Annotated in this window: 27 protein-coding genes; 26 read left to right on the top strand and 1 reads right to left on the bottom strand. The window is 39.7% G+C overall.

Features of this window, described 5'->3' with window-relative positions:
• Window positions 1–180: 180 nt before the first annotated feature.
• Complete coding sequence (locus tag RYP29_RS06230; RefSeq protein WP_311532654.1) at window positions 181–1,506, bottom strand: FAD-containing oxidoreductase; 1,326 nt, start codon at window positions 1,504–1,506, stop codon at window positions 181–183.
• A gap of 189 nt (window positions 1,507–1,695) precedes the next feature.
• Here RYP29_RS06230 and ylxM point away from each other — a divergent pair, with 189 nt between their 5' ends.
• From ylxM to RYP29_RS06100, 26 genes are all read left to right on the top strand, one after another.
• On the top strand, window positions 1,696–2,019 hold the full coding sequence (ylxM, locus tag RYP29_RS06225; protein WP_005377912.1) for a YlxM family DNA-binding protein: 324 nt from the start codon (window positions 1,696–1,698) through the stop codon (window positions 2,017–2,019).
• 1 nt (window position 2,020) lies between these two features.
• A complete protein-coding gene (gene ffh / locus RYP29_RS06220) occupies window positions 2,021–3,373 on the top strand; it encodes a signal recognition particle protein (protein ID WP_005381771.1) in 1,353 nt (450 codons plus the stop codon).
• A 58-nt stretch (window positions 3,374–3,431) separates the two neighbouring features.
• The gene (gene rpsP / locus RYP29_RS06215; protein ID WP_004695565.1) at window positions 3,432–3,695 is read left to right on the top strand and encodes a 30S ribosomal protein S16; all 264 of its coding nucleotides are present in this window, start codon (window positions 3,432–3,434) and stop codon (window positions 3,693–3,695) included.
• A gap of 21 nt (window positions 3,696–3,716) precedes the next feature.
• Window positions 3,717–3,944, top strand: a complete 228-nt coding sequence (locus tag RYP29_RS06210; RefSeq protein ID WP_004695567.1) for a KH domain-containing protein — start codon at window positions 3,717–3,719, stop codon at window positions 3,942–3,944.
• 14 nt (window positions 3,945–3,958) lie between these two features.
• The gene (locus RYP29_RS06205; RefSeq protein WP_005377933.1) at window positions 3,959–4,366 is read left to right on the top strand and encodes a YlqD family protein; all 408 of its coding nucleotides are present in this window, start codon (window positions 3,959–3,961) and stop codon (window positions 4,364–4,366) included.
• Window positions 4,366–4,863, top strand: a complete 498-nt coding sequence (gene rimM, locus RYP29_RS06200) for a ribosome maturation factor RimM (protein ID WP_009661495.1) — start codon at window positions 4,366–4,368, stop codon at window positions 4,861–4,863. Before RYP29_RS06205 ends, rimM begins: the two co-directional genes overlap by 1 nt.
• Before the next feature lie 113 nt (window positions 4,864–4,976).
• A complete protein-coding gene (gene trmD / locus RYP29_RS06195; RefSeq protein WP_311532653.1) occupies window positions 4,977–5,792 on the top strand; it encodes a tRNA (guanosine(37)-N1)-methyltransferase TrmD in 816 nt (271 codons plus the stop codon).
• The gene (locus RYP29_RS06190; protein WP_311532652.1) at window positions 5,789–6,835 is read left to right on the top strand and encodes a DUF4178 domain-containing protein; all 1,047 of its coding nucleotides are present in this window, start codon (window positions 5,789–5,791) and stop codon (window positions 6,833–6,835) included. Before trmD ends, RYP29_RS06190 begins: the two co-directional genes overlap by 4 nt.
• Window positions 6,836–6,879: 44 nt before the next feature.
• The gene (locus RYP29_RS06185) at window positions 6,880–7,452 is read left to right on the top strand and encodes a hypothetical protein (protein WP_311532651.1); all 573 of its coding nucleotides are present in this window, start codon (window positions 6,880–6,882) and stop codon (window positions 7,450–7,452) included.
• Window positions 7,453–7,466: 14 nt separating this feature from the next.
• Window positions 7,467–8,774: a glutathionylspermidine synthase family protein gene (locus RYP29_RS06180; protein ID WP_119982135.1), complete on the top strand. Its 1,308-nt coding sequence runs from the start codon at window positions 7,467–7,469 to the stop codon at window positions 8,772–8,774.
• A 101-nt stretch (window positions 8,775–8,875) separates the two neighbouring features.
• On the top strand, window positions 8,876–9,946 hold the full coding sequence (locus RYP29_RS06175; RefSeq protein WP_311532650.1) for a hypothetical protein: 1,071 nt from the start codon (window positions 8,876–8,878) through the stop codon (window positions 9,944–9,946).
• A 10-nt stretch (window positions 9,947–9,956) separates the two neighbouring features.
• Window positions 9,957–10,388 carry a DUF350 domain-containing protein gene (locus RYP29_RS06170; RefSeq protein ID WP_009661466.1) on the top strand — a complete coding sequence of 144 codons (432 nt, stop codon included), beginning with the start codon at window positions 9,957–9,959 and terminating at the stop codon, window positions 10,386–10,388.
• A gap of 11 nt (window positions 10,389–10,399) precedes the next feature.
• Window positions 10,400–10,960 carry a hypothetical protein gene (locus tag RYP29_RS06165; protein ID WP_118354195.1) on the top strand — a complete coding sequence of 187 codons (561 nt, stop codon included), beginning with the start codon at window positions 10,400–10,402 and terminating at the stop codon, window positions 10,958–10,960.
• Between the two features lie 57 nt (window positions 10,961–11,017).
• The gene (locus RYP29_RS06160; RefSeq protein WP_287509593.1) at window positions 11,018–11,590 is read left to right on the top strand and encodes an RNA methyltransferase; all 573 of its coding nucleotides are present in this window, start codon (window positions 11,018–11,020) and stop codon (window positions 11,588–11,590) included.
• A 9-nt stretch (window positions 11,591–11,599) separates the two neighbouring features.
• Window positions 11,600–12,337: a YebC/PmpR family DNA-binding transcriptional regulator gene (locus RYP29_RS06155; protein ID WP_016476639.1), complete on the top strand. Its 738-nt coding sequence runs from the start codon at window positions 11,600–11,602 to the stop codon at window positions 12,335–12,337.
• A 186-nt stretch (window positions 12,338–12,523) separates the two neighbouring features.
• The gene (gene ruvC / locus RYP29_RS06150; protein ID WP_311532649.1) at window positions 12,524–13,021 is read left to right on the top strand and encodes a crossover junction endodeoxyribonuclease RuvC; all 498 of its coding nucleotides are present in this window, start codon (window positions 12,524–12,526) and stop codon (window positions 13,019–13,021) included.
• Window positions 13,018–13,626, top strand: a complete 609-nt coding sequence (gene ruvA, locus RYP29_RS06145; RefSeq protein ID WP_205097287.1) for a Holliday junction branch migration protein RuvA — start codon at window positions 13,018–13,020, stop codon at window positions 13,624–13,626. Before ruvC ends, ruvA begins: the two co-directional genes overlap by 4 nt.
• 2 nt (window positions 13,627–13,628) lie before the next feature.
• Entirely contained in the window at window positions 13,629–14,621 is a 993-nt protein-coding gene (ruvB, locus tag RYP29_RS06140; protein WP_311532648.1) for a Holliday junction branch migration DNA helicase RuvB, read from the top strand.
• Between the two features lie 13 nt (window positions 14,622–14,634).
• Window positions 14,635–16,230, top strand: a complete 1,596-nt coding sequence (locus RYP29_RS06135; RefSeq protein ID WP_311532647.1) for a SpoIID/LytB domain-containing protein — start codon at window positions 14,635–14,637, stop codon at window positions 16,228–16,230.
• A gap of 8 nt (window positions 16,231–16,238) precedes the next feature.
• Window positions 16,239–17,264 (top strand): tRNA preQ1(34) S-adenosylmethionine ribosyltransferase-isomerase QueA, encoded by a 1,026-nt coding sequence (queA, locus tag RYP29_RS06130; protein ID WP_005378317.1) that lies wholly within the window; start codon window positions 16,239–16,241, stop codon window positions 17,262–17,264.
• An 8-nt stretch (window positions 17,265–17,272) separates the two neighbouring features.
• Window positions 17,273–18,388: a tRNA guanosine(34) transglycosylase Tgt gene (gene tgt / locus RYP29_RS06125; protein WP_005378320.1), complete on the top strand. Its 1,116-nt coding sequence runs from the start codon at window positions 17,273–17,275 to the stop codon at window positions 18,386–18,388.
• A 78-nt stretch (window positions 18,389–18,466) separates the two neighbouring features.
• Window positions 18,467–18,757 (top strand): preprotein translocase subunit YajC, encoded by a 291-nt coding sequence (gene yajC, locus RYP29_RS06120; RefSeq protein ID WP_005378318.1) that lies wholly within the window; start codon window positions 18,467–18,469, stop codon window positions 18,755–18,757.
• Window positions 18,757–19,323 carry a 5-formyltetrahydrofolate cyclo-ligase gene (locus RYP29_RS06115; protein WP_311532646.1) on the top strand — a complete coding sequence of 189 codons (567 nt, stop codon included), beginning with the start codon at window positions 18,757–18,759 and terminating at the stop codon, window positions 19,321–19,323. The genes yajC and RYP29_RS06115 overlap by 1 nt, the downstream gene beginning before the upstream one ends.
• 15 nt (window positions 19,324–19,338) lie before the next feature.
• Window positions 19,339–20,613 carry a protein translocase subunit SecD gene (gene secD, locus RYP29_RS06110; RefSeq protein ID WP_118354199.1) on the top strand — a complete coding sequence of 425 codons (1,275 nt, stop codon included), beginning with the start codon at window positions 19,339–19,341 and terminating at the stop codon, window positions 20,611–20,613.
• A complete protein-coding gene (gene secF, locus RYP29_RS06105) occupies window positions 20,610–21,500 on the top strand; it encodes a protein translocase subunit SecF (RefSeq protein WP_311532645.1) in 891 nt (296 codons plus the stop codon). Before secD ends, secF begins: the two co-directional genes overlap by 4 nt.
• A 143-nt stretch (window positions 21,501–21,643) precedes the next feature.
• A complete protein-coding gene (locus tag RYP29_RS06100; RefSeq protein ID WP_156930795.1) occupies window positions 21,644–22,819 on the top strand; it encodes an MFS transporter in 1,176 nt (391 codons plus the stop codon).
• The last annotated feature ends 409 nt before the right edge of the window (window positions 22,820–23,228 follow it).

The raw sequence follows: 23,228 nt of genomic DNA, 5'->3' as shown, positions 1-23,228 counted from the left end.
TTGACACCAAAACTACAAAAGGTAGTACGTAGATTATTTACAAAAAACTAATAGAAAATAATTTAAATCGCATCTTATTTCTCTAAATAGTTAAAGGGCGCTCATTAGCATATATGTTAGCTAATGAGCGCCCTTTTATTTTCGTTTTATATCATTTGTTTGTTGATTTTGTTTATGGCATTAAAAATTACATAGGTCGTTTAAGTTCTCTGCCATGGTAGGATGTGTGAAGATTTGATTTTTGAAATATGTATATGGAATGTTGTTATCCATAGCCATTTTAATGAGGTTAATCAACTCTTCAGCACCTTGAGAATAAAGTGTAGCACCGAGGATTAAATCGTTATCTGCATTTACAACAATTTTAAAAGCACCTTTTAAATAGTCGTTTACATGAGCTCTTGGCATGGTAGCTACGAGCATTTCTTTAGTTTTAACTGTATATCCTTTGTTGATAGCATCTTCTTCTGTGAGACCTACACGAGCGAGTGGAGGTGTTAAGAATGTTGTGTAAGGAATATTTTTGCGATCTTTTAATGTGTATTGGCCATTACCTGTAAGTGCACCAAATACAATGCGGAAGTCATCGAGAGAAATATACGTAAATTGAGGACCACCGTTTACATCGCCTACTGCATATACACCAGGAACGGAGCTTTCACACGTATCATTCACTACGATAGCACCGCGTTCGTTAGTAGTAATATCCGTATTTTCTAAACCGATGTTAGCTGTATTTGGTTTGCGACCTGTAGCATATAAAACAGCATCAAAGGTATAGTTTTGACCATTTGCAGTAATAACAGGTTTGTTGCCATCATTAGATACAGAGTTTAATGTTACATCGTTGAGAATAGTAATACCTTGCTCAGTCAAGTACTCGTTAGCTAATTCTTGTACGATCGGTTCCTCCCGTTTTAAGATGCTAGATTCAATATTAAATACTGTTACCTTTGCACCTAGTTTAGCGTATAAGCTGGCAAATTCAAGACCAATAGGACCAGCACCGATGATACCGAGTGTACTTGGTTGAGTCGATAATTGTTGAATTTCTGTGCTATTATAGAAGCCTGTTGCTGCTCTGATGCCATCAATGTTAGGCTTAATCGCTACAGCACCAGTGTTAATAATAATTGTTTCACTAGATAAGATGATTTTATCTTCTCCAGCTGTAACGGCGATTTCTTTATTACTAATGAATTCACCATGTCCAGTATATACATCGACATGTTCATTAGTGTCTAGCATACCGAAGTTTTTATTGCGTAAACGAGATGTAACTACCTCGCGTTGGTTTAATACTTGATCGTAAGATAAGCCTTTTGATGCGGCTACAATCATCGTCTTAGTAGGAATACATGCAATATTAATGCATGTGCCACCATACATGAGTGGGTTTTCTTCAATCATGGCAACGGCTTTGCCCATAGCGCCAAATTTAGCGGCCAATGTTTTACCGGCTTTGCCGAAACCTAGGACGATAAGATTATAATGTTTGGTATTCATACAATACCTCCTGTCTTTTATATTGAAAATATTAGATATATTTATTATAACATATTACAGTAGATATAAAAGTAAAATATGAAAATAATTCTCTATAATTTAGATGTTAAGTATTTCTACTTGACACATCTTTTTTTATACTGTACCATATGTAAAGTAATATGACTTGACAGTGATGGAGGTGGCGAAATGGAAGAACGAGTACTTATCAGTTTGCTCTTGGATTTCTATGGGCCACTATTGACGGACAAGCAACGCATGTCCTTACAACTTCACCACGAAGACGATATGTCCCTTGGCGAGATTGCTGAGGAGCTTGGCGTATCTAGGCAAGCTGTACATGATAATTTACAGCGTGCACGTCATATTTTGAATGACTATGAATCTAAATTACACTTGGTGGCTCAGTACGAGGCACGTGAACAAGTGATAAGTGAATTAAAAGATACGTTGCCGGCGGATGTGCTTTCACAATCGCGGGTACAACAATTATTGACGCAAATGGAGGGATAATATGGCATTCGATAGTTTGTCAGAAAAACTGCAAGACGCCTTTAAATCCTTAAAAGGTAAGGGCAAAATTACAGAAGAAGATGTCAATCTTGCGTTGCGTCAGGTACGAACAGCTCTCTTAGAAGCGGACGTAAACTTTATGGTGGCGAAAGATTTCGTTAAATCCATTAAAGAAAAGGCCCTTGGTGAAGAGGTGTTCGGATCCTTGAACCCAGCTCAAACGGTTATTAAAATCGTTAATGATGAGTTGACAGCTCTCCTAGGTGGTACGCAAAGCCGTATCATGATTTCCAGTAAGCCTCCAACAATTATTATGCTTGTTGGTTTACAAGGTGCTGGTAAAACGACTACGGCCGGTAAATTGGCTGTATACCTTCGTAAACAAGGTAAACATCCAATGCTTGTTGCAGCCGACGTATACCGTCCAGCAGCGATTAAGCAATTGCAAGTAGTAGGTAAGCAAATCGATATCCCTGTATTTGCTGATGAAACACCAGGAGCTAATCCAGTAGATATTGCGCGTCGTGCCGTAGAGCAAAGCACGCATATGTTGAAAGATGTTGTTATCATCGATACAGCAGGTCGTTTGGCTATTGACGAAGTCCTCATGGACGAGTTGTCCAACATTAAAGCTGCTGTTCGACCTCATGAAATTCTACTCGTTGTAGACTCTATGATTGGTCAGGACGCGGTGACGACAGCACAAACGTTTAATGAAAAATTAGGCGTTGACGGTGTTATCCTTACTAAACTCGATGGTGATGCGCGCGGTGGTGCTGCGTTGTCTATCAAAGCGGTAACCGGTTTGCCAATCAAGTTTACGGGCGTAAGCGAAAAAATGGATGGTTTCGATGTATTCTATCCAGACCGCATGGCTTCTCGTATCCTCGATTTAGGGGATTTCAAAACTCTTATTGAAAGCGTACAAGGCGCTATTGATGAAGAAGAAGCTCGTGAAATGGCGCAAAAAATGGCGAAAAACAATTTCACCTTAGATGATTTCTTGAAACAGATGAATCAGGTGAGAAAGTTAGGACCATTGCAAAATATTATTGGCATGTTACCAGGCATGGGTCAAATTAAGGATCAATTAAAAGACCTTGATTTGAATAGCAAAGAAGTACGTCGCATTGAGGCTATCATTAAATCCATGACGGCTGCAGAACGACAAGATCCAAATATTTTAAATGGTTCTCGTCGTAAGCGTATTGCGATGGGGTCAGGTACACAAGTACAAGACGTTAATCGCTTATTAAAACAATTCGAAGAAGCGCGGAAGATGATGAAGCGTTTACAAGGATTGCGTGGTGGTAAGGGTGGCTTCCCTGGAATGCCAAAATTACCGTTTATGTAATACATGGACAGGGGCGCTGAACCTGTCCAGCACATCATTATAAGGAGGTGAATCCCACATGTTAAAAATTCGTTTGACTCGTTTAGGTGCTAAAAAAGCTCCTTTCTACCGTATCGTAGTTGCTGACGCACGTGCTCCACGTGAAGGTCGTCCTGTTGACACAATTGGTCAATATGATGCTACTAAACAACCAGCTATCGTTAATGTAGACGAAGAAAAAGCTTTGGCTTGGTTAGCTAAAGGTGCTCAGCCTACTGACACTGTTCGCTCCTTGTTCAAAAAACAAGGCGTTATGCAAAAATTTGCAGACGCTAAAAAGTAATTAATAGAGAGGCATACTGTGATGATAGAATTAATTTCATTAATTGCGAAATCATTAGTGAAGCAGCCTGATGCCGTTTCTGTTACCATGGTCCAAAAGGGCAATGTTGAGGTCTATGAACTTCATGTAGCTCCAGAGGATATGGGTAAAGTCATCGGAAAACAAGGTCGAATTGCAAAAGCAATTCGCTCTGTGGTGAAAGCGGCGGCTATTAAAGAGAACAAAAAGATATCTGTTGATATTGTCTAAAAGGGAGTGTTCCAATGGAAGAAATGACATTACGTGTCCCTGTAGCAGTAAAAGCAAAAGTAACAGAAGATTTGAAAGCGAAAATTGTATCCGATCTTGAAACTCGCCTTGATATGGTGAATAAAGATTTGGAAGCAATTGAGTTTCAAGCTCAACGTATTTTAGCTGATGCAGCTAAAGTTGATGCGACAAGTCTTACTGCGATTCGTCAACAAATCGACGAAGAGAAAAATAAACGCTTGGCTTTCAAAGAAGAAGTAACAGCTAAATTGAAAGACGCTCAAGAATTGACGTTGGGGACTGAAATTCCTCAAGGTACATTAGAGCAAACAGTTACCGTTAAAATCGGGGATAATTTGGATGCCATGATGGGCGCTGAAATCCTATTAGAAGACGGTAAAATCGTTGCGTTTCGTCAATAATGAAGCCTAACGATTTCATCACTATAGGTGTTATCATCGCCCCGCACGGCGTGCGGGGTGATCTTCGTATTATGCCTCAAACCGACTTTCCAGAACGGTTTATGCATATGGATGCCTGTTACATCGATGGTAAAGAATACCACGTTGCATCCGCACGATTTCATAAACAATTCGTATTAGCTTCATTTAAGGAAATTCCTGATCGTAACACGGCTGAATTATTCGCTAAGAAAGAGATTCAAGTACGTCGTGAAGATTTGGTAGAATTACCAGAAGGCCGTTACTATATCTTTGATATGATTGGCCTTAAGGTGCAAGATACAAAGGGCAATGTACTTGGTACATTGACGGATGTATTACAACCGGGAGCTAATGATGTATATGTGGTTTCCAAAGAAGGGGAACCAGATCAATTGTTTGCAGCCATTGATGATGTTATCATTGATATCGATATGGACAAACGCATGATGATCGTAGATCCGCCTGAGTGGGTATAATCCATTTAGGCGGTTTTTTATATCTATTTATAGGTGTCTTATGATAGAATTAATTATAAGATAGCTATATATAGATATATGATAATAATAAGTGTATTCGGAGGAGGCCTGTTGTGAAAATAGATATTATATCCTTGTTTCCAGAGTTTTTTGATGCCTTCTTTAGTCATTCCATCATAAAACGAGCCATAGAGGCGGGACGGCTAGATATGGCTGTGACGAATCCGCGCGATTTTAGTCATAATAAACATGGACAAGTGGATGATACACCGTATGGTGGTGGGGCCGGTATGCTCATGATGGCGCCTCCTATTTTTGAGGCCGTAGAATCTGTTGTCTCTAACTATGATAGTGCTATTAATGGTGCCTACGAAACGGATGAGATGTGTGATGAGATGAGCCTCATTGGTAATCCTGGTGAAAGTATACGTCGTCGCATTGTATTTATGGGGCCTACGGGTCAACCTTTCACACAGGAAAAGGCTAGAGAATTAGCAACTTATGATCAACTGATTCTCGTATGTGGCCATTATGAAGGTGTTGACTATCGTGTAGAGGAGCATTTAGTAGATGAAACTATTTCCATTGGTGACTATGTGTTAACAGGTGGCGAGTTGCCAGCTATGGTCGTTGCTGATGCGGTGGCTCGTATGATTCCCGGTGTATTAGGCGCAGCTAGTGGGGCCCAAGAGGATTCATTTTATGAGCCCCTTTTAGAATGTCCGCAATATACAAAACCACCAGAATTTAGAGGGTGGACTGTACCGGATATTTTACGCAGTGGTCATCATAAAAATATTGCCACATGGCGTCAAAAGGAAGCACTTAAACGGACACGATTGTTGCGTCCTGATTTGTTGGAACGACCATTAACAAAAGAGGAAATTAAACTTTTAAAAGAAATTGTTGAAGAAGAGTCTAGGCTATGAATTTTAAGTGTTATGATGTTGTAGAGATTCAGGGAAAGCGATACGTAGTTACTGAAGTTATCTCCTATCAAGAATTCATCATAGAAAAGACAGTGAATTATACTCTTAATGATGAAATGTATAATAATGAATTAGGTACTCATAAAGGGGCTAAGAATTGGACCGAATATGGTCTTATGCCAGTGGATGGTGAAGATAAAAAATGGCTCACCATTGTAAATGGGGAAAAAGACTATTGTACCTTTTCAGAGACTGTTTTACGTTCAACGCCGCCTAAAGGATATAAACTGTATGATAAAGGCTTACAACGCGTCATGTCTGTTGAGGGTGAAAGTAAAGCTAGAAGCGGTGATAAGGCCGATTATAAAGAATATAGATCAATTAAAAAGGATAAAACCTATGTATTCTTTATGGAGGATTGGCACGGAGGTTTAAAGGATCAGGCTCAAGGTGAGCGGATTCGTTTGTCGGATGTACATCGACGGCGAGATCAGGCTGCTCAAGCAGCGAGTAAAAAGATTCGTAATGCAGCTCGCAGAAAAGAATGGACACGATTGGGTCTGAGTTGGGGAATCATTTTATTCTTTTTGGGTTATTTATTCGTAGGAGATATGACTTGGCATGAATTGCGTGATGAAGTGGGATTCCCCTATACCATGGAGGAGCGCATTAAAGATTCCTATTATTATGAACCGCAAGGCACAAAAGACGGTTTGATGGTATATACGTCAAAGCAAGATCCAAATGCAACGGCTATCGATCTTATCGATGCTGTGTATGGCAAGGTTTATACCATTAAACAAGACACTAAGTCTCCTGAGCGATGGATTGTCATTTATACGACTAAAGAGGTATCTGTTATTAGTGTGGTTAATGGCACTACGTATGTTGAAGTGGGGAAATTAAAAAACTTGTCAGATTCGGAGAATACACGCATAGCGACTATTAGAAATGACAGTGAAATATTGTTACGATATGCGTATATGGTGGAATTAAAGAATAAGCAGGGACGTAAGACGTTATCAAATATAATAAAAGATTGATATAGTATTGATTTCAGTTACGAAATCAAACGAAGGAATATTATATGTATGAACCAAGTAAGAATACTGTTTACATAGCCATAGCCTTTACATCTATAGCAGCTCTTGTAGGTGTTTATTCCTATTGGGATGATATTAGTTATGCTTTGTGTGATGTGGTCAAACCAGAATCGAATAATGGTGAAGTACGGCTCATAGATGATGAAGGTAAAAGCTATACCTTGATTAATCATGGTGATGGAAAAGAAACGGCACTTTATGATGATGCTGAGAAGTCTGTTACCTTTCATCGTGATGAGAAGGGTGATATTATATGGGATGCAGGCTTAGCTAGTTTGATTCCGACTTTGGCGGTAGGATACTATGCATTTCATGGTTTTTCAGCTCCAACGGCATATATGGATGCACCTAGTATGACCTATCGCGCTACATCACCTCTTACCCCTTTTGATGCAAGTACAGGAGCTAGTAAATCTAATAGTGCAAGAGTGGCTAGAACTATTAATGAAATGGCTAGAAATCGTTACAATACTAAAACGAGTAATCGAGCACATAGAATTGGTGAAAAGTATGGCTTTGGTAGTGTAGGGGCTCGAACTTCGAGCGGTGCCTCTTAATGAAAGGATGAACAATGAAATCCTATATTGATGAGCTTGATAGAAACATATTTAATTTCGTGGAATATGAAGGGTATGATGATCGGTATCCGTCATTGTCTATGCAGGCCTTTTCATCTGACTTTTACGATGAAATTCGCCATGCTTCGCGTAGATTATTTCAAATATTTTGTAAAGCTGCAAAAGTATTTCAAATGGCACCAGATGACTTTGCTCGAAATATGGATATGCCAGACAATTTAATTCCTTACTTACATAAGTCGAATGCCTTAGGGTTACCGACGTGGTTATCTCGCTTTGATTTTGTTCTCGATGTAAATGGCAATTTGCGCATGGTAGAACTTAATGCAGATACGCCATGTTTTCTCATTGAAAGCTATTATGCCAATGAAATTGCAGCCAATTATGTGAAACGAAAACATCCTAATACAGAATGTCGAAAAGAATTACATGCATTTTTAAAGCGCATGTATGATGCTGTTTTATCTGCTAAGTATGGTAGAAACCAATATGAATCTATGCGGGCGAATAGAGAGAGCCTACCTAAGAATCCCTTTGTATTCTCTTGTTTTCATGATTATTTTGAAGACTACGGTACAACACAATTCCTTATGAAGGAATTAAAAACAGCCTGCCCTGAGGCAGACACGCGATTCATATCCTTTTATGATATGAAGATTGATGATGAGGGCATTCCTTTAGAAGATGGTAGTCATGCGACTCTATTATATCGCTTGCATCCCATGGAACTTTTGATTGATGAACAAACACCTGATAATGAACCTTTGGGTGAGATGTTCTTAGATCTGTACGAGGAGAATAGATTTGCTCTTTTTAATCCGCCAGAGTCCATTATTCTACAAAATAAATCCTTTATGTCCTTAGTATATGCATTGTATTTAACAGATCAATTTTTTACGAAACCAGATCGAGATATCATTGAGAAGTATCTGGCACCATCCTATTTTGAAAATGATTTTTCCGCTCTTGACGATGGTCTTTATATTCAAAAGGAGATTTGGGGCCGTGAAGGAAAGCATGTACAAGTTGTTCAAAAGCATGGTGATATATCTGAGCTTTACATGGAAAAGCTAGTTGATAACTATGACGATATCGTTTGTCGCGACAGTAAAAAGGTGATGTATCAAGACTTTATACAGCAGAAACGTTTTACTCATACAGTGGATTGTGGAATGAAAGATGGATTTTTAACCTTATCCTGTTTTATGCTTGGTGATCAAGCTTCTGCGGTAGGATGCCGTTTTTCTCCGGAAGAGATAGCTGGTACAGAAGCATACTTTGTACCATTACTAATAGAGTAAGCGAAATACTATGGAATTTGTGGCCATATAGTATGTTAAACGAATGATAATAGGCGTACTTCGCAGCAGTTGTGATTATGTCTATTTTAGCGAGGGTGCGTATGGAGTTTAATTGTTATGATGTCTTAGAGGTTCATGGCAGCCGTTATGTAATCACTGAGAAAATTAAATATATAGAGATTATTCCAAAAGCAGATAAGGAACAATCCTATAGAGGCCAGCCGTCTATGACAAAATCACCTGGTGATTATTGGCATGAATATGGGCTGGAGGCTGTTGAGGGAATCGATAAAATATGGTTAACCATTGAGTACAATGATAATGAATGGTGTACCGTATCTAGAACATCCTTTCATACACGGCCAGGGAAAGATTTTACATTACATCAAATCGGCTTAGAAAAGGTTGTCGATGTGGATGGTGAAAGTGGTGCCTCCGTAGGGGACCGCGCAGGATATCGAGAATATCAGCTGCCTTGTGAAGGTGGTGCTAGTGTATTCTTTGAAGAAGAGTGGTTTGAAGGTGAAAAAATGTTTGCCGAAGGGTCACGAGTGCCCTTGGTGAATATTCGCCTTTGTAATGATGCAGCCGCTCAAGCTATTAAGCAAAAGATGCGTAACAAATTTATGAAAAAAAGGTTTGGATCTATTGCTGTTGGCGTGGGGTATGGTGTACTATTTTTACTATTTTTGTTTTGGTCGGACAATGATTTGTCTTGGCATAGTATACGCGCTATGTTTGGAGTGCCTTATACGGTAAAAGAACATATGCATGACACATCTGTATATTATACAAAAACAGATTCGGATAGCGACTATGTATACACGTCTACACTAGATCCTGTTAGTACCGCATTAGATTTGATTGATTCTGTGAATGGTGATATTAAGAATGAGCGGGATAACTTAGAAGAGGGACATGAAGTTATTGTATTTTATTCTGGGGACTTGGTGTATCTCATCACTAATACGGATGGACAAACTAGGGTTAAGGTATGTGAACAATCTAAATTAACACAAGAGGATTGGAAAATTATTGATCGTACATTAATCAGCTCTCATATACTCGATAACTATGCGACCATGGTTCGACTAGGGGATAATACGGGACGCGAACGATTGTATCCTACCAGCAACTCTAACAACACATCCAATACAAAATTATATTATTAGGAGGCTTATTATGATTTATATACCTGATGTATTATTGACAATTTTTTATGCTTGCTTTGGCGTTATACTGATGTTAACAGCGAATACGGTTATCGATTTCTTCGTGCCTGGAAAATTTAGTGAAGAAATTAAGCGTGGTAACTGTGCTGTGGCGTGGCTTTCAGCGGGATCATTTATCGGTATCGGTGAAATTTTGCGCGCTGTTATTATGTCACCAGCCGTGACTACGGCTGATACGTCCCTGTTACATGGTATTGTAGCTAGTGTTGTATATGCTGTGCTAGGTATTATACTATTTGTAACGGGCTATATGTTTATCAATATTTGGCATCGTAAATATAAATTATCCGAAGAAATTATGCGTGGTAATACAGCGGCTGGTATTCTTGTATTTGGCATTTTCGTAGGTCTTGCTCTTGTTATTAGCGGTGCTGTGCACTAAGGGAGCGTTTTATGTATAAGCCAAGTAAGAAAACCATATACCTTACAGGTGCTTTCGCCGCAGTTGCTGGTCTTGTAGGTGTGTATTCATACTGGAACGATATCTCCTATGCTGTGTGTGATAAGGTTTATCCAGAGGCAAATGAGGGGGAGGTTCGATTAAAGGATAGTCAAGGTAATCGGTATTCTCTTTTAAATCATGGCGATGGAAAAGAAACCGCCTTGTATGACGATAATCGTTCAGTTACCTTTCACCGTGATAATGGTGGAAACTTAGTGTGGGATGCTGGTTTGGCAAGTTTGTTACCAACTATTGCAGCTGGGTATTATATGTTTCATGGGTTTAATCCTCCTACGGCACGTATGGATGGACGAACTATGACATATCGCGCGGTATCGCCATTAAAACCGTATGAACAACCTAATGAATATACGTCATCAGGATCAACTATACATGGCTATGGAGGTGGAAGAAGCTTTCGTAGTTATGAGAATAATAGAAGTAAGAAAGCATCATCTATAGGGCAAAAGTCTGGTTTTGGTAGTGCTGGTGCACGGTCTAGTGCTTCATAATGGATGCGATGACACTATATGTTGATGGAAGTTGTTTAGAAATCAGGAGATTTAGCATTGGCAAATTTATATATTGGGCTCGTTCATTATCCGATTATGAATAAGCATAAAGATGTGATAACGACGGCCATTACCAATTATGATATTCACGATATTGCGCGCGCATCTATTACCTATGATGTGTCTAAATATTTTGTGATTCATAATATACCGGCTCAACGAGAGTTAGCGGCTACCATTATGGAACATTGGAAATCTGGTTTTGGTAGTACCTATAATCCAGATAGAAAAGATGCTTTCACAGGCGTTGAACTCGTTAATTCTATCGCTGTGGCAGTGCGTACTATCGAGGAATTAGAAGGGGTGAAACCCATCATAGCAACTACCGATGCTCGGACCTATGATAATACAATTTCCTATGCACGGATGCGTGAACATCTTGAAAATGAGGGCCGCCCTGTGTTAGTATTATTTGGTACCGGTTATGGTATGACAAAAGAAACGATGGAAAGCTTTGACTATATTTTAGAACCTATATATGGCCACGGTGAATACAATCATTTATCTGTGCGTAGTGCCGTTTCAATCATCTTGGATCGATTACGGGGCGAAGCATGGTGGAATAAATAGGAGGCGTCTATGTCAGGACATTCAAAATGGGCAAATATTAAACATAAAAAAGGTAAAACCGATGCATTGAAGGCTAAATTAGCTACGAAAATCGGTCGTGAAATTACCGTAGCAGCACGCATGGGTGGTGCAGATCCAACAGGTAATATGCGTTTGAAATTGGCTTTACAAAAAGCTCGTGAAAACAATATTCCTAAGGATAATATTCAACGTGCCATCGATAAAGGCGTTGGCGCTACTGATATGAACGCATATGAAGAAATCGTATATGAAGGTTACGGCCCTGCAGGCGTTGCCGTTACCGTAGAGGTTATGACGGATAATCGTAATCGTGCGGCTGCTGATGTGCGTCATGCTTTCTCTAAACAAGGTGGTAATCTTGGTGAAAGCGGTTGTGTAGGTTGGATGTTTAAATCTAAAGGCGTATTCGTTATCGATAAAGAAGGTCACGATGAAGATGAATTGACATTGTTGGCTCTTGATGCGGGTGCAGAAGATCTTAAAGCGGAAGATGATGTATTTGAAATCTATACAACGCCAGAAGATTTTGATGCAGTAGAACAAGCCTTGGCTGATGCGGGCATAGAAACTGAAGTGGCGAAGATTACCATGATCCCAGATACAACTATCGAATTATTTGGTGACGATGCTGTAAAAATGCAAAAAATGCTCGATGTTTTGGATGACCTTGATGATGTACAAAACGTATATCACAATGGTATTTTGCCAGACGACGAAGAAGAATAATAGAAACAGGGAGTGCTCTAGGAGCACTCCTCATTTTTTATCTTCGCCTAGTTTCTCCTTGTAAAAAGGTAATAAAAATATCGTGATTTCATGAATTTCGATGTTCTAATATGCTATAATGAAATAGATTATGAGTGTTACGAGGTAAGCATTGGCTTATCTCATTTTTAAACTGAGGGGGATGGAGTGCGGATTATAGGAATCGACCCAGGTACGGCAATTTGTGGCTATGGCATTATTGACGTGCAGGGAAGCAAACTAACGCCAGTAGCCTATGGGGCTATTACGACCCCTAAGGAACTGACGGATGCTCAGCGTTTAGAAATCTTATTTAATGATTTAAGCGATATTTTAGAGGAATATAAGCCGGATAAGTTGGGTGTAGAGGAACTCTTTTTTAATCGTAATGTAACGACGGCGATTAAGGTAGGTCAAGCTCGTGGGGTTATATTGCTGGCCGCAGAGCAACAGAGGATACCTATATATGAATATACGCCATTACAAATTAAACAGGCTGTTACCGGTTATGGTAAGGCCGATAAAAATCAGGTTATTTACATGACCATGAATATTTTGGGGATTCGTGAGAAAATTAAGCCCGATGATACGGCAGATGCATTAGCAGTCGCCATTTGTACGGCGCATAGTTCTCACCAAGATAGATTGATGAGGTTAATTAAATGATTGGGTATGTACGAGGCATTGTAACACATCTATTCAAGGAATCTTGTTATGTAGATGTACATGGTGTAGGGTACCGTGTGTATGTGCCAACCACTACACGACAACAATTAATAGAGGGGCAAGAGGCCACATTGTTTACCTATCTCAATGTTCGGGAAGATGCGATGCAACTATACGGATTCTGGACAGAGGATGAGTACGAACTTTTTATTCTGCTCATTTCTGTTTCTGGTATTGGGCCAAAGGTCGGCTTAGGCATATTGTCCGGCATGACGCCAGAGGCTTTCAAATTGGCTGTTATTAATGGTCAGGTACAACAATTAACAAAATTACCGGGCATAGGGAAAAAGTCGGCAGAGCGTCTTGTCCTAGAATTAAAGGATAAGTTAGCGAAGATGACTCAGATTAGTGTTGAAACACCTGCAGCCATCCAACCAATTGGTGTTACTCATAGCGGACCGAGCGGGGAGGCGATTGAGGCACTGGTATCATTAGGATATGCGCAAAAAGATGTGGAAGCACTAGTTGAATCCTTAAACGATGGTTCAAAAGATGTATCTGCATTGATAAAAGCTTGTTTAGTTGAACTTGGGAAAGGACGTTAGCCATGAACGAAGAAGTACGCCTCGTAGGCGGCGGTGATCGAGAAGAGGACGTGTGGCAATATAGTCTGCGACCTAAGTATTTTAATGAGTATATTGGCCAACGAGAGGCTAAGGATAATCTGAATATTTATATTCAAGCTACTAAACAGCGTGGTGAAGCCTTAGATCATGTTCTGTTATATGGTCCTCCGGGGCTAGGTAAGACCACATTAGCTGGCATTATTGCTAATGAGCTGGGTGTTAATTTTCGTATAACATCAGGTCCTGCTATAGAAAAGGCTGGAGATTTAGCTGCTATTTTGACGAATCTTGATGAACATGATGTTTTGTTTATCGATGAGATTCATCGACTTTCACGAAGTGTAGAAGAGGTATTGTACTCTGCTATGGAGGACTATGCCTTGGATATCATCATCGGCAAGGGACCAAGTGCGCGTTCCGTCCGCATTGATTTACCAAAGTTTACGTTGGTTGGTGCGACGACACGAGCTGGGGCATTGGCTGCACCATTGCGTGATCGATTCGGTATCGTGAGTCGATTGGAATATTACAAACAAGAAGAATTAGAATTTATCGTAACTCGTGCAGCGGATATTTTGAATATCGGCATTGAGCAAGCTGGTGCTAGTGAGATTGCTCGACGATCGAGAGGAACACCGCGTATTGCGAATCGATTGTTAAAACGAGTTCGCGATTTTGCACAAGTTGTGGGGAATGGCGTTATTACTGCGGATATTGCAGATGAGGCATTGAAACGTTTACATGTGGATAAGATGGGACTTGACCGCATTGATAGACGAGTGTTGAAGTGTATTATTGAAAATTATGATGGTGGCCCTGTGGGGATAGAAACAATAGCGGCTGCCGTCAGTGAAGAGAGAGATACCATCGAAGATGTGTATGAACCATATTTGATGCAATTGGGATTTTTAGGTAGAACACCGCGGGGGCGTGTGGCTACTAAATTGGCTTATGATCATCTAGGTATTTCGTAAACAGGGAAATAAAATGAAAAAGAAACAATTACCATTAATGATTATGACAACATTATTGTTAGGCATTCATAGTTTTGCAACTGTTGAGGCTGCACAGGTAGTAGGTAAATGGGGAACAAAACCTGTTGTGGCAAAATCATCAACAACGGTGTCGGGAAAAACTCCTGTAAAAGCTGTGCGTGGAACGATTGGTAAATCCACATTTAAACCGCTTGTTACAAAACCGGCGCCAAAGGTTACTGCATCTACGACTATTAGACCTAAAGTTACAGCAACTACAACTGTTAAACCTAAGGTTACTGCACAATCAAGCGTAAAACCAAAGGTTACGACCGTAGCCAATGCAAAACCAAAGGTTGCTAATACTACTGCTGTAAAACCGAAGATCACAACTTCTACTACAGCATCTCGTGCAACGGCAGCGGTGGTGACGAAGAATCAAGTAGAACAAGTAACAACGCGCGTTCGTGTAGAAAATACACCGGATGTACGCGTTTTACTTGGATCTCGCCGTCAAGATGCCTCCGTATCGAGTGCAAATGGCGTAACTGTTCTTACTAGCAATAATGGTAAGGTGGGTAGTCATAAGGTTGTATCCGTAGGTGTACGGGGCAATAAGATTGCTGTTAATGGCAAAGCTCTTGATTCTGTTGTCACATTAAAACCTACGAGTGGTGACATTTTTACCTTTGAAGGCAAAGCGTATCGAGGGGTTCTTACATTGCGGGCCAATAATGGAGCTATGATGGTTATTAATGCAGTTCCATTGGAATCGTATTTATATGGTGTTGTTCCACAAGAGGCGATTCCATCTTGGCCAGCAGCGGCCTTAGAAGCGCAAGCTGTAGCGGCTCGTACGTATGCACTACATACGATGGAGCAAAATAAAAATCAGCTCTATGATGTGAGCACGTCTACAGATCATCAAGTATATGGTGGTGTGAGCGGTGAAACACAAAGTACTACGGCTGCTGTTAATCATACTAAAGGCGTTGTTATGCTATATAACAATCGTCCTATTAATGCCTTGTTCCATTCTGATGGTGGTGGCTATACCGAGGACAGTGTCAATGTATGGGGCAATGATATTCCGTACTTGAAAGGTGTTAAAGATTTTTCAAATAGCAATTCTAGCGCGTCAAATTGGACTGTATCCACAAGCCGTAGCGCTTTAGAGGGCAAGTTAAATGCTGCTAGTAAGGGAGTGGGTAAGTTGAAGAGTATTCAATTAACCCCATTGGGAAATCCTGGCAAGGCCACAGCCGATAGAGGCGTGTCTGGGCGTATTAAATCGGCCACCTTCGTTGGTACTGCTGGTAAGGTTACGGTAAGCGGTGATGATTTGCGGGGCATGTTAGGTTTAAAGTCAACATTATTTGATTTTTATGTCAATCAAAATCCAGCAAGTTCAACCGGTAAAGCGTATCATACTTTCACAGGCAAGAATGATACAGTGTATATTAAAGGTCATGGGTGGGGCCATGGTCTTGGTATGTCACAATGGGGCGCCGCTGAAATGGCAAAACGAGCTGGTACGGGGGACACTAATTATTATCAAACAATTTTAAGACACTATTATAGTGGTATTACATTGAAGAAAATGTATTAAGGATAAGAATGAAAGTTACAGATTTTGATTATGATTTACCAGAGGAGCTTATTGCTCAACATCCTGTAGAGCCTCGCGACACATCGAGGTTGCTTACATTGGATAAAATAACTGGTGAGTATACACATAAAGCGCATTTTTACGATTTACTTGATGAATTACAAGCAGGAGATGTCCTCGTATTTAATAATACGAAGGTTATCCCAGCTCGATTATATGGTCAACGAGAGGGTTCCGGTGGCAAGGTGGAGGTTTTATTACTTACACCATGTGGAGAAAATCGCTGGGAATGTCTCGTTAAACCAGGTAAGAAATGTCCGATTGGACAGGTCATCGTGTTTGATGATCGTTTGAAAGCAACTGTGCTAGATAAAACTGATTTTGGCGGTCGTATCGTAGAATTTACCTGTGATGGTGTATTTGATGATATTATTCAAGAAATTGGTGAAATGCCGTTACCTCCTTATATTCATGAAAAACTTGAGGATAAGGATCGCTATCAAACGGTGTATGCAAAGGAAAAGGGGTCTGCTGCGGCTCCAACAGCGGGACTACACTTTACACCGGAACTATTAGAAAAAATTAAAGCTAAAGGTGTAGAGCTCGAGTTTGTTACCCTTCATGTTGGTCTAGGTACCTTTAGACCTGTATCCGTAGAAACTATTGAAGATCACGATATGCATAGTGAATTCTACAGCGTATCTGAAGATACAGCGCGTCGTATTAATGAAGCAAAATCTAAGGGTAAGCGTATTATTGCAGTAGGTACTACATCGATTCGCACCTTGGAATCAGCCTCTACTGATGATGGTATATTACATGCCACAAGTGGGTGGACAAAAATCTTTATCTATCCGGGCTATAAATTTAAGATGGTAGATGCATTGGTAACCAATTTCCATTTACCACAATCTACATTATTAATGCTCATTAGTGCACTAGCCGGTCGTGAACATTGTTTAGCAGCTTATAAAGCGGCTGTAAAAGAACGATATCGATTCTTTAGTTTTGGCGATGCTATGTTTATACGTTAGGAGATTCTATGCCGAGTATTACATATGAATTACAGAAAACTTGTCCTCATACGGGTGCCCGTGCGGGATTGTTACATACGCCACATGGTACGTATGAAACACCTATGTTTATGCCCGTTGGGACACAGGCGACAGTAAAAACGATGACGCCAGAAGAGTTAAAGGCCATTGGGTCACAAGTGATTTTAAGTAACACCTATCATTTGTTCCTAAGACCTGGCCCTGAGCTCGTAGAAGAAGCTGGTGGCCTTCATAAATTTATGAATTGGGATCAAGCAATCCTTACGGATAGCGGTGGTTTCCAAGTATTCAGCTTAGGAGATATGCGTAAGATTACCGAAGAAGGGGTAACATTTAGATCTCATATCGATGGATCTAAACAATTTCTTTCCCCAGAGGTGGCCACAAAAGTACAGGAACAACTTGGATCTGATATTGCGATGGCCTTTGATGAATGCATTCCTTATCCTGCAGAACATGATTATGCGAAACGCTCTACAGCGCGTACTACGCGTTGGGCTCATCGATGTCAAGAGGCTCGTCATGCTCATGATAGACAAGGTATGTTCGGTATTGTGCAAGGCGGTATGTATAAAGACTTGCGCAAACAAAGTGCAGCTGAATTAGTGGCGATGGACTTTGAAGGATACAGCATTGGTGGTTTATCTGTAGGGGAACCACATGATTTGATGAATGAAATTCTCGAATATACAACACCGTTGTTGCCAACCAATAAAGCTCGCTATTTGATGGGCGTTGGTACAGCTGACTGTCTGGTAGAAGGGGTGGCTCGCGGTATTGATATGTTTGACTGCGTATATCCTACACGAGTTGCGCGAAATGGGATGGCCATGACTTGGCATGGGCGTCTTAATATTCGAAATGCTCAATATGCGCATGACTGGGGCCCTCTTGAAGAAGGGTGTCAATGTTATACATGTAAAAACTATTCTCGTGCTTATTTACGTCACTTATATAAGGCGGAAGAAATTTTAGCATTGAGACTTGTTACATACCATAATTTATATTTCTTATTAGAGTTTATGCGCCAGATGCGTAAAGCTATTTTAGAGGATCGATTCCCTCAATTTAGAATGCAATTTTGGGATAACTTTAATAAATAATATAAAAAAACTAGTCAAATTCATTTTGAATAGATATACTTATAAAGATAAGATGAATTTTAGTGAGGAGGATTACCCATGGGTGATATCGAACAAATTTTACAAACTAGCTGGCCAATCCTTTTGATGGTCGTAATTTTTTATTTCTTGTTGTGGCGTCCACAAAAGAAACAACAAAAAGAACGTACTAATTTGTTGAGCAGCTTGAAAAAAGGCCAAAAAATTGTAACTATTGGTGGTATCTATGGCGAAATTATCGAACTTGATGATGAAAAAGTTAAGGTACAAGTAGCGGAAAAAGTAGAAATGACATTTGCTCGTACTGCTATCGCATCCGTAGTTTCTAAAAAAAATAAGGAAACTAAGTAATGATAACAAAAGAAGCAGTGCGCCAGGCGTGCAAGTCCCAGCGCGCTGCTTTATCTATTGCAGATTGTGAATCTTGGGCACCTAAGCTATGTCACGAGATTGTTCATTTACCTCAGTATGAACAGGCACAATCGATGATGGCCTATTTGGCGATGCCTAAAGAAGCCAATTTGGATGATGTTATAGAACATGCTTTACAGGCAGGTAAACGCGTTTATGTACCTGTTTGTACTGATAAGACTACGATGATTGCTGTACGACTTCATAATCTTCACGATGTAGTGCATGGCGTCCTAAATATCCGTGTCCCAAAGGAACCCTATGAAATCATTGATCCTAAGGATATTGATTTTGTATTAGTGCCTGGTGCCGGATTTGATCGACAGGGTGGTCGTATGGGAATGGGAAATGGTTATTATGACCGTTTTCTTAAGGCGCTTTCACCATCGAACTATATTGGTGTCGCATGGGAAGCGCAAATTATGAAAAACCCGATTCCGATGGAACGCTATGATCAACGTATGCCCGCTATCGTTACAGAACAGGGTGTAATTCATGTTATTTAGAAGGGAGCAACGATTTTGAAAGGCAAGGCTATAGTTAAATTCTTAGTCGTTATTGCTGTAATTATTGGTTGTTTTGCGTATTTTATTGGACCCCTAGCAGGTTCATTAAAACAAGGCCTTGATTTACAAGGTGGTACGCATATTGTGCTAGAAGCAGAGGATACTGAGCATGGTACAGCTGATAATGATGCGGTAGAACGAGCAAAACAAATTCTTGAACGACGCATTAATGAAATGGGTCTGTCTGAACCTATTGTACAACGGGAAGGGGCAAAGCGTATTATCATTGAGTTACCAGGTGTCAAAGATCCTGATGAAGCAATGAAACGTATCGGTAAAACAGCGGTCCTTGAATTTAAAAATGAAAAAGGCGAAACTGTCATGACCGGTGATGACCTAAAAGATGCAAAAGAGGAAATGGGTCAAAATAAACAACCTTTAGTTGCTATCGAGCTTAGTGATGAAGGGGCAAAGAAATTTGCTGATTTAACATCTAAAAATATTGGTCGTCATATTTCCATTACTCTCGATGGTGAAGTACTCACAAACCCTGTAGTACAACAAGCTATTACCGGTGGTAAGGCTACTATTTCTGGTAGTAAGTCCTTAGATGAAGCAAAAGATTTAGCAATTTTATTGCGTTCTGGTGCATTACCTGTAAAAATTAATGTCCTTGAAGTTCGTACTGTAGGTCCTTCTTTGGGTCAAGATTCAAAGGATAAATCCGTAGTAGCGTTTGGTGCTGGTATTGCCATGATCATGGTATTCTTACTTTTGCTCTATCGTTTATCCGGCTTTGTTGCCAATGTAGCATTGCTTGTATATGTTATGTTATTACTTCTCGTGTTAGGTAAAGGTTTTAATGCAACTATGACCTTGCCGGGCATTGCGGGTATTATCTTGTCTATGGGTGTTGCGGTAGATGCGAACATCCTGATTTTCGAACGTTTTAAGGAAGAGGTTTTCTCTGGTAAATCCATGCGTGTTGCTATGGAGGCTGGTTTTAAACGAGCTCTTTCTACAATCACTGATGCGAACGTATCCGTTATCATCACAGCTGGTATCTTGACGGTCTTAGGCTCTGGTCCGGTAAGGGGGTTTGCTATCAGCTTGGGCGTAGGTGTTGTTGTAAGTATGTTTACAGCGATTACTGTCAGCCATTTCTTGCTTCGCCTATTAATTGATTGTAACTTTACTAATCATCCATTCTGGTTTGGTGCTAATATCTCACCAAGTAAAAGTTCTGATGATTTTGCACCAAAATCTTTGAAAGGAGGTAAGCGCAAATGAGTTTCAACGTAATTAGACATCATCGTTGGTGGTTTGTGATTTCCTCCATTCTAGTAATCATTAGTTTAATTTCTATTTTTACAAAAGGCTTTAACTTTGGTATCGACTATACTGGTGGTACCATTGTAGAGGTTCAATTCACTAAACCTGTAGAGGTTAGCCAAGTTCGTGATGTATTGAAAACATTCGACCTTGAAAATGCACAAATTCAATTGTCTGGTGATACTGCAGAAACTGCAGGCGAAGATGTTATGATTCGAACTCGTAACTTGGAGCCAAGTGAAAGTGCAGCTGTAGTAGAAAAATTGAATAGCGATATCGGTGAAAACACAGTAAAACGTATTGAAACCGTTGGTGCTGTTATCGGCTCTGAAGTAACGCAACATGCGCTTTTGAATCTTGTTATTGCCTTTGCTGTATTGGCGCTCTATATTTCTTATCGTTTTGAATATAGAATAGCCGCATCCGCATTGACTGCTATTTTCCATGATTTGATTATGGTATTAGGTGTATTCTCATTCTTCCAATTAGAAATCGATGCATCTTTCTTGGCGGCCATCTTAACCGTTGTAGGTTATTCCATGAACGAATCTGTAGTTATCTTTGACCGCGTTCGTGAAAATGCTCATACTCATAAACGTACTGATACATTTGAAGATTTGGCGAATGCTTCTATTTCACAAAGTATTCATCGTAGTATCTATACATTAGCTACTGTAATGTTTGCCTGTGTATCTTTATTTGTATTTGGTGGGGATACAACAAAAAACTTCGCTCTATGTATGATTATTGGTTTCGCCAGTGGTGCATACTCCTCCATCTGTGTCGCTACATCTTTATGGGTGCTCTGGAAAAATAGAAATAAGAATGACATTCGCAATCAATAATTTGATTGTTATGGTGAAAGCTATAAACCCTAATCGCATTTTATTGCGATTGGGGTTTTTCTTATGAGTAAGATCATTGTGATTCAAAGAGAAATAACATACAATAAATACTATATAAGATTTTAAGTAGAAAGAGTGATATAGTGAGTTCAGAACGTTTATGGAGTCCTGCTTTTATCAATTATGGTGTAAGTAGTGGCATTTTTTATATGACCCAATATGTCTTAGTGGCGGCATTGCCCATAATTTTAACAGCTGAATTAGGTGGCACCGCTTTAGATGCGGGATTGGCTATGACATATTTCCAAATCGGGACCATCTTATGTCGTCCTTTTGCAGGACGTTTAATTGATGGGTTGGACAAACGCATAATTTTATTGATTTCATCTGTTTTATTCTTTATTATTATGGGATTGTTTAATTTAACCACATCGTTACAAACGATTTTTGTGCTACGGGGCTTACATGGCGCTATATTTGCATTAGGTACTACTGTTATGGCAGCACTGGCCGTAGTTGTTTTGCCTGCTTCACGTAAAGGTGAAGGCATCAATATGTTTGCTGTATTCTCAAATATTGCTATGGTATTAGGTCCTGCTGTTGGTTTATATGCATTACAAGTCTATGGAAGTTCAGCGCTATATATATTTCTGACTATAATGACTGCGCTAGCTTTTATATTGAGTAATGTCATTCGATTGCCAAAAGAGTTAGCTAAACCGAAACAAAAATCTTCTAAGGGATGGAGTATATCTCAGTTTATAGAGAAACGAAGCCTTCCTTGGGCATTAATGGGATTGTTTATAGGTTTTACATACTCTGGTGTTCTAGTATTTATTCCTATTGAATTGAATAGTATGGGATCAGGTGTATGGGGGAGTGTGTTCTTTGCTTTGTTTGCGCTCATGATAATTATTAGCCGACCATTAGTAGGTAAAGTATATGCTAGATATGGATCACGCTTCGTCATCTATCCTGGTGTAGGCCTATTTATCGTAGGCCTCGCTATTCTTGGAGTGGTATCGACTCCGGTTGGGATTATTTGTACTGCACCATTACTTGGGCTAGGCTATGGAGCAGCTCAACCTGCATTTCAAGCGTTAGCAGTTCAATCAGCACCAATAGAACGTGCAGGCGTTTCTACAGCCACATACTTTTTAGCACTTGATATAGCCGTCGGGGCTGGATCGGTTATCTTAGCCTTAATTGCAAATGCGTTGGGCTATCAATCTTTATATCAAATTACATCACTCATAATGATCATAGCCTTGGCTTTATATCATTTTGTAATTCGTAAACACTCATATATAGCGGAATAAGCATTATAAAAAGCACGTATCTGTTATAGTATTTATGATTAGTCATCTATCAAAATACTAAGCAAGTAGGTGCTTTTTTATATGTATATGTACATATATGACGACAAGGTAAATAGGTGAAAAACTTATATATAAATGAGATAATGATGAAGTTGCAAAAAGCATTAAAAAACATGTTGACGTTTTCTTTGTTTATGATATACTAATACAAGTCGTTAGGACACAGCGTAATTCGGATGACAGCACATCATTAAAACCGTTGAATTTAATTCAAAAAAGTTTTAAAAAGTGCTTGACGAAATACTCTGAACTTGGTATTATAATCAAGTCGCTAGCGCACGACAGTGACTAGCAAACAGATCTTTGAAAACTGAACAATGATAGGTAATCAATCATATGATTGAACATA

The organism is uncultured Veillonella sp. (assembly GCF_963534045.1).
GTDB lineage: Bacteria > Bacillota > Negativicutes > Veillonellales > Veillonellaceae > Veillonella.
The sequence above is the reverse complement of the archived record's forward strand: the minus strand, read 5'-3'. Positions and strand labels throughout refer to the sequence as shown.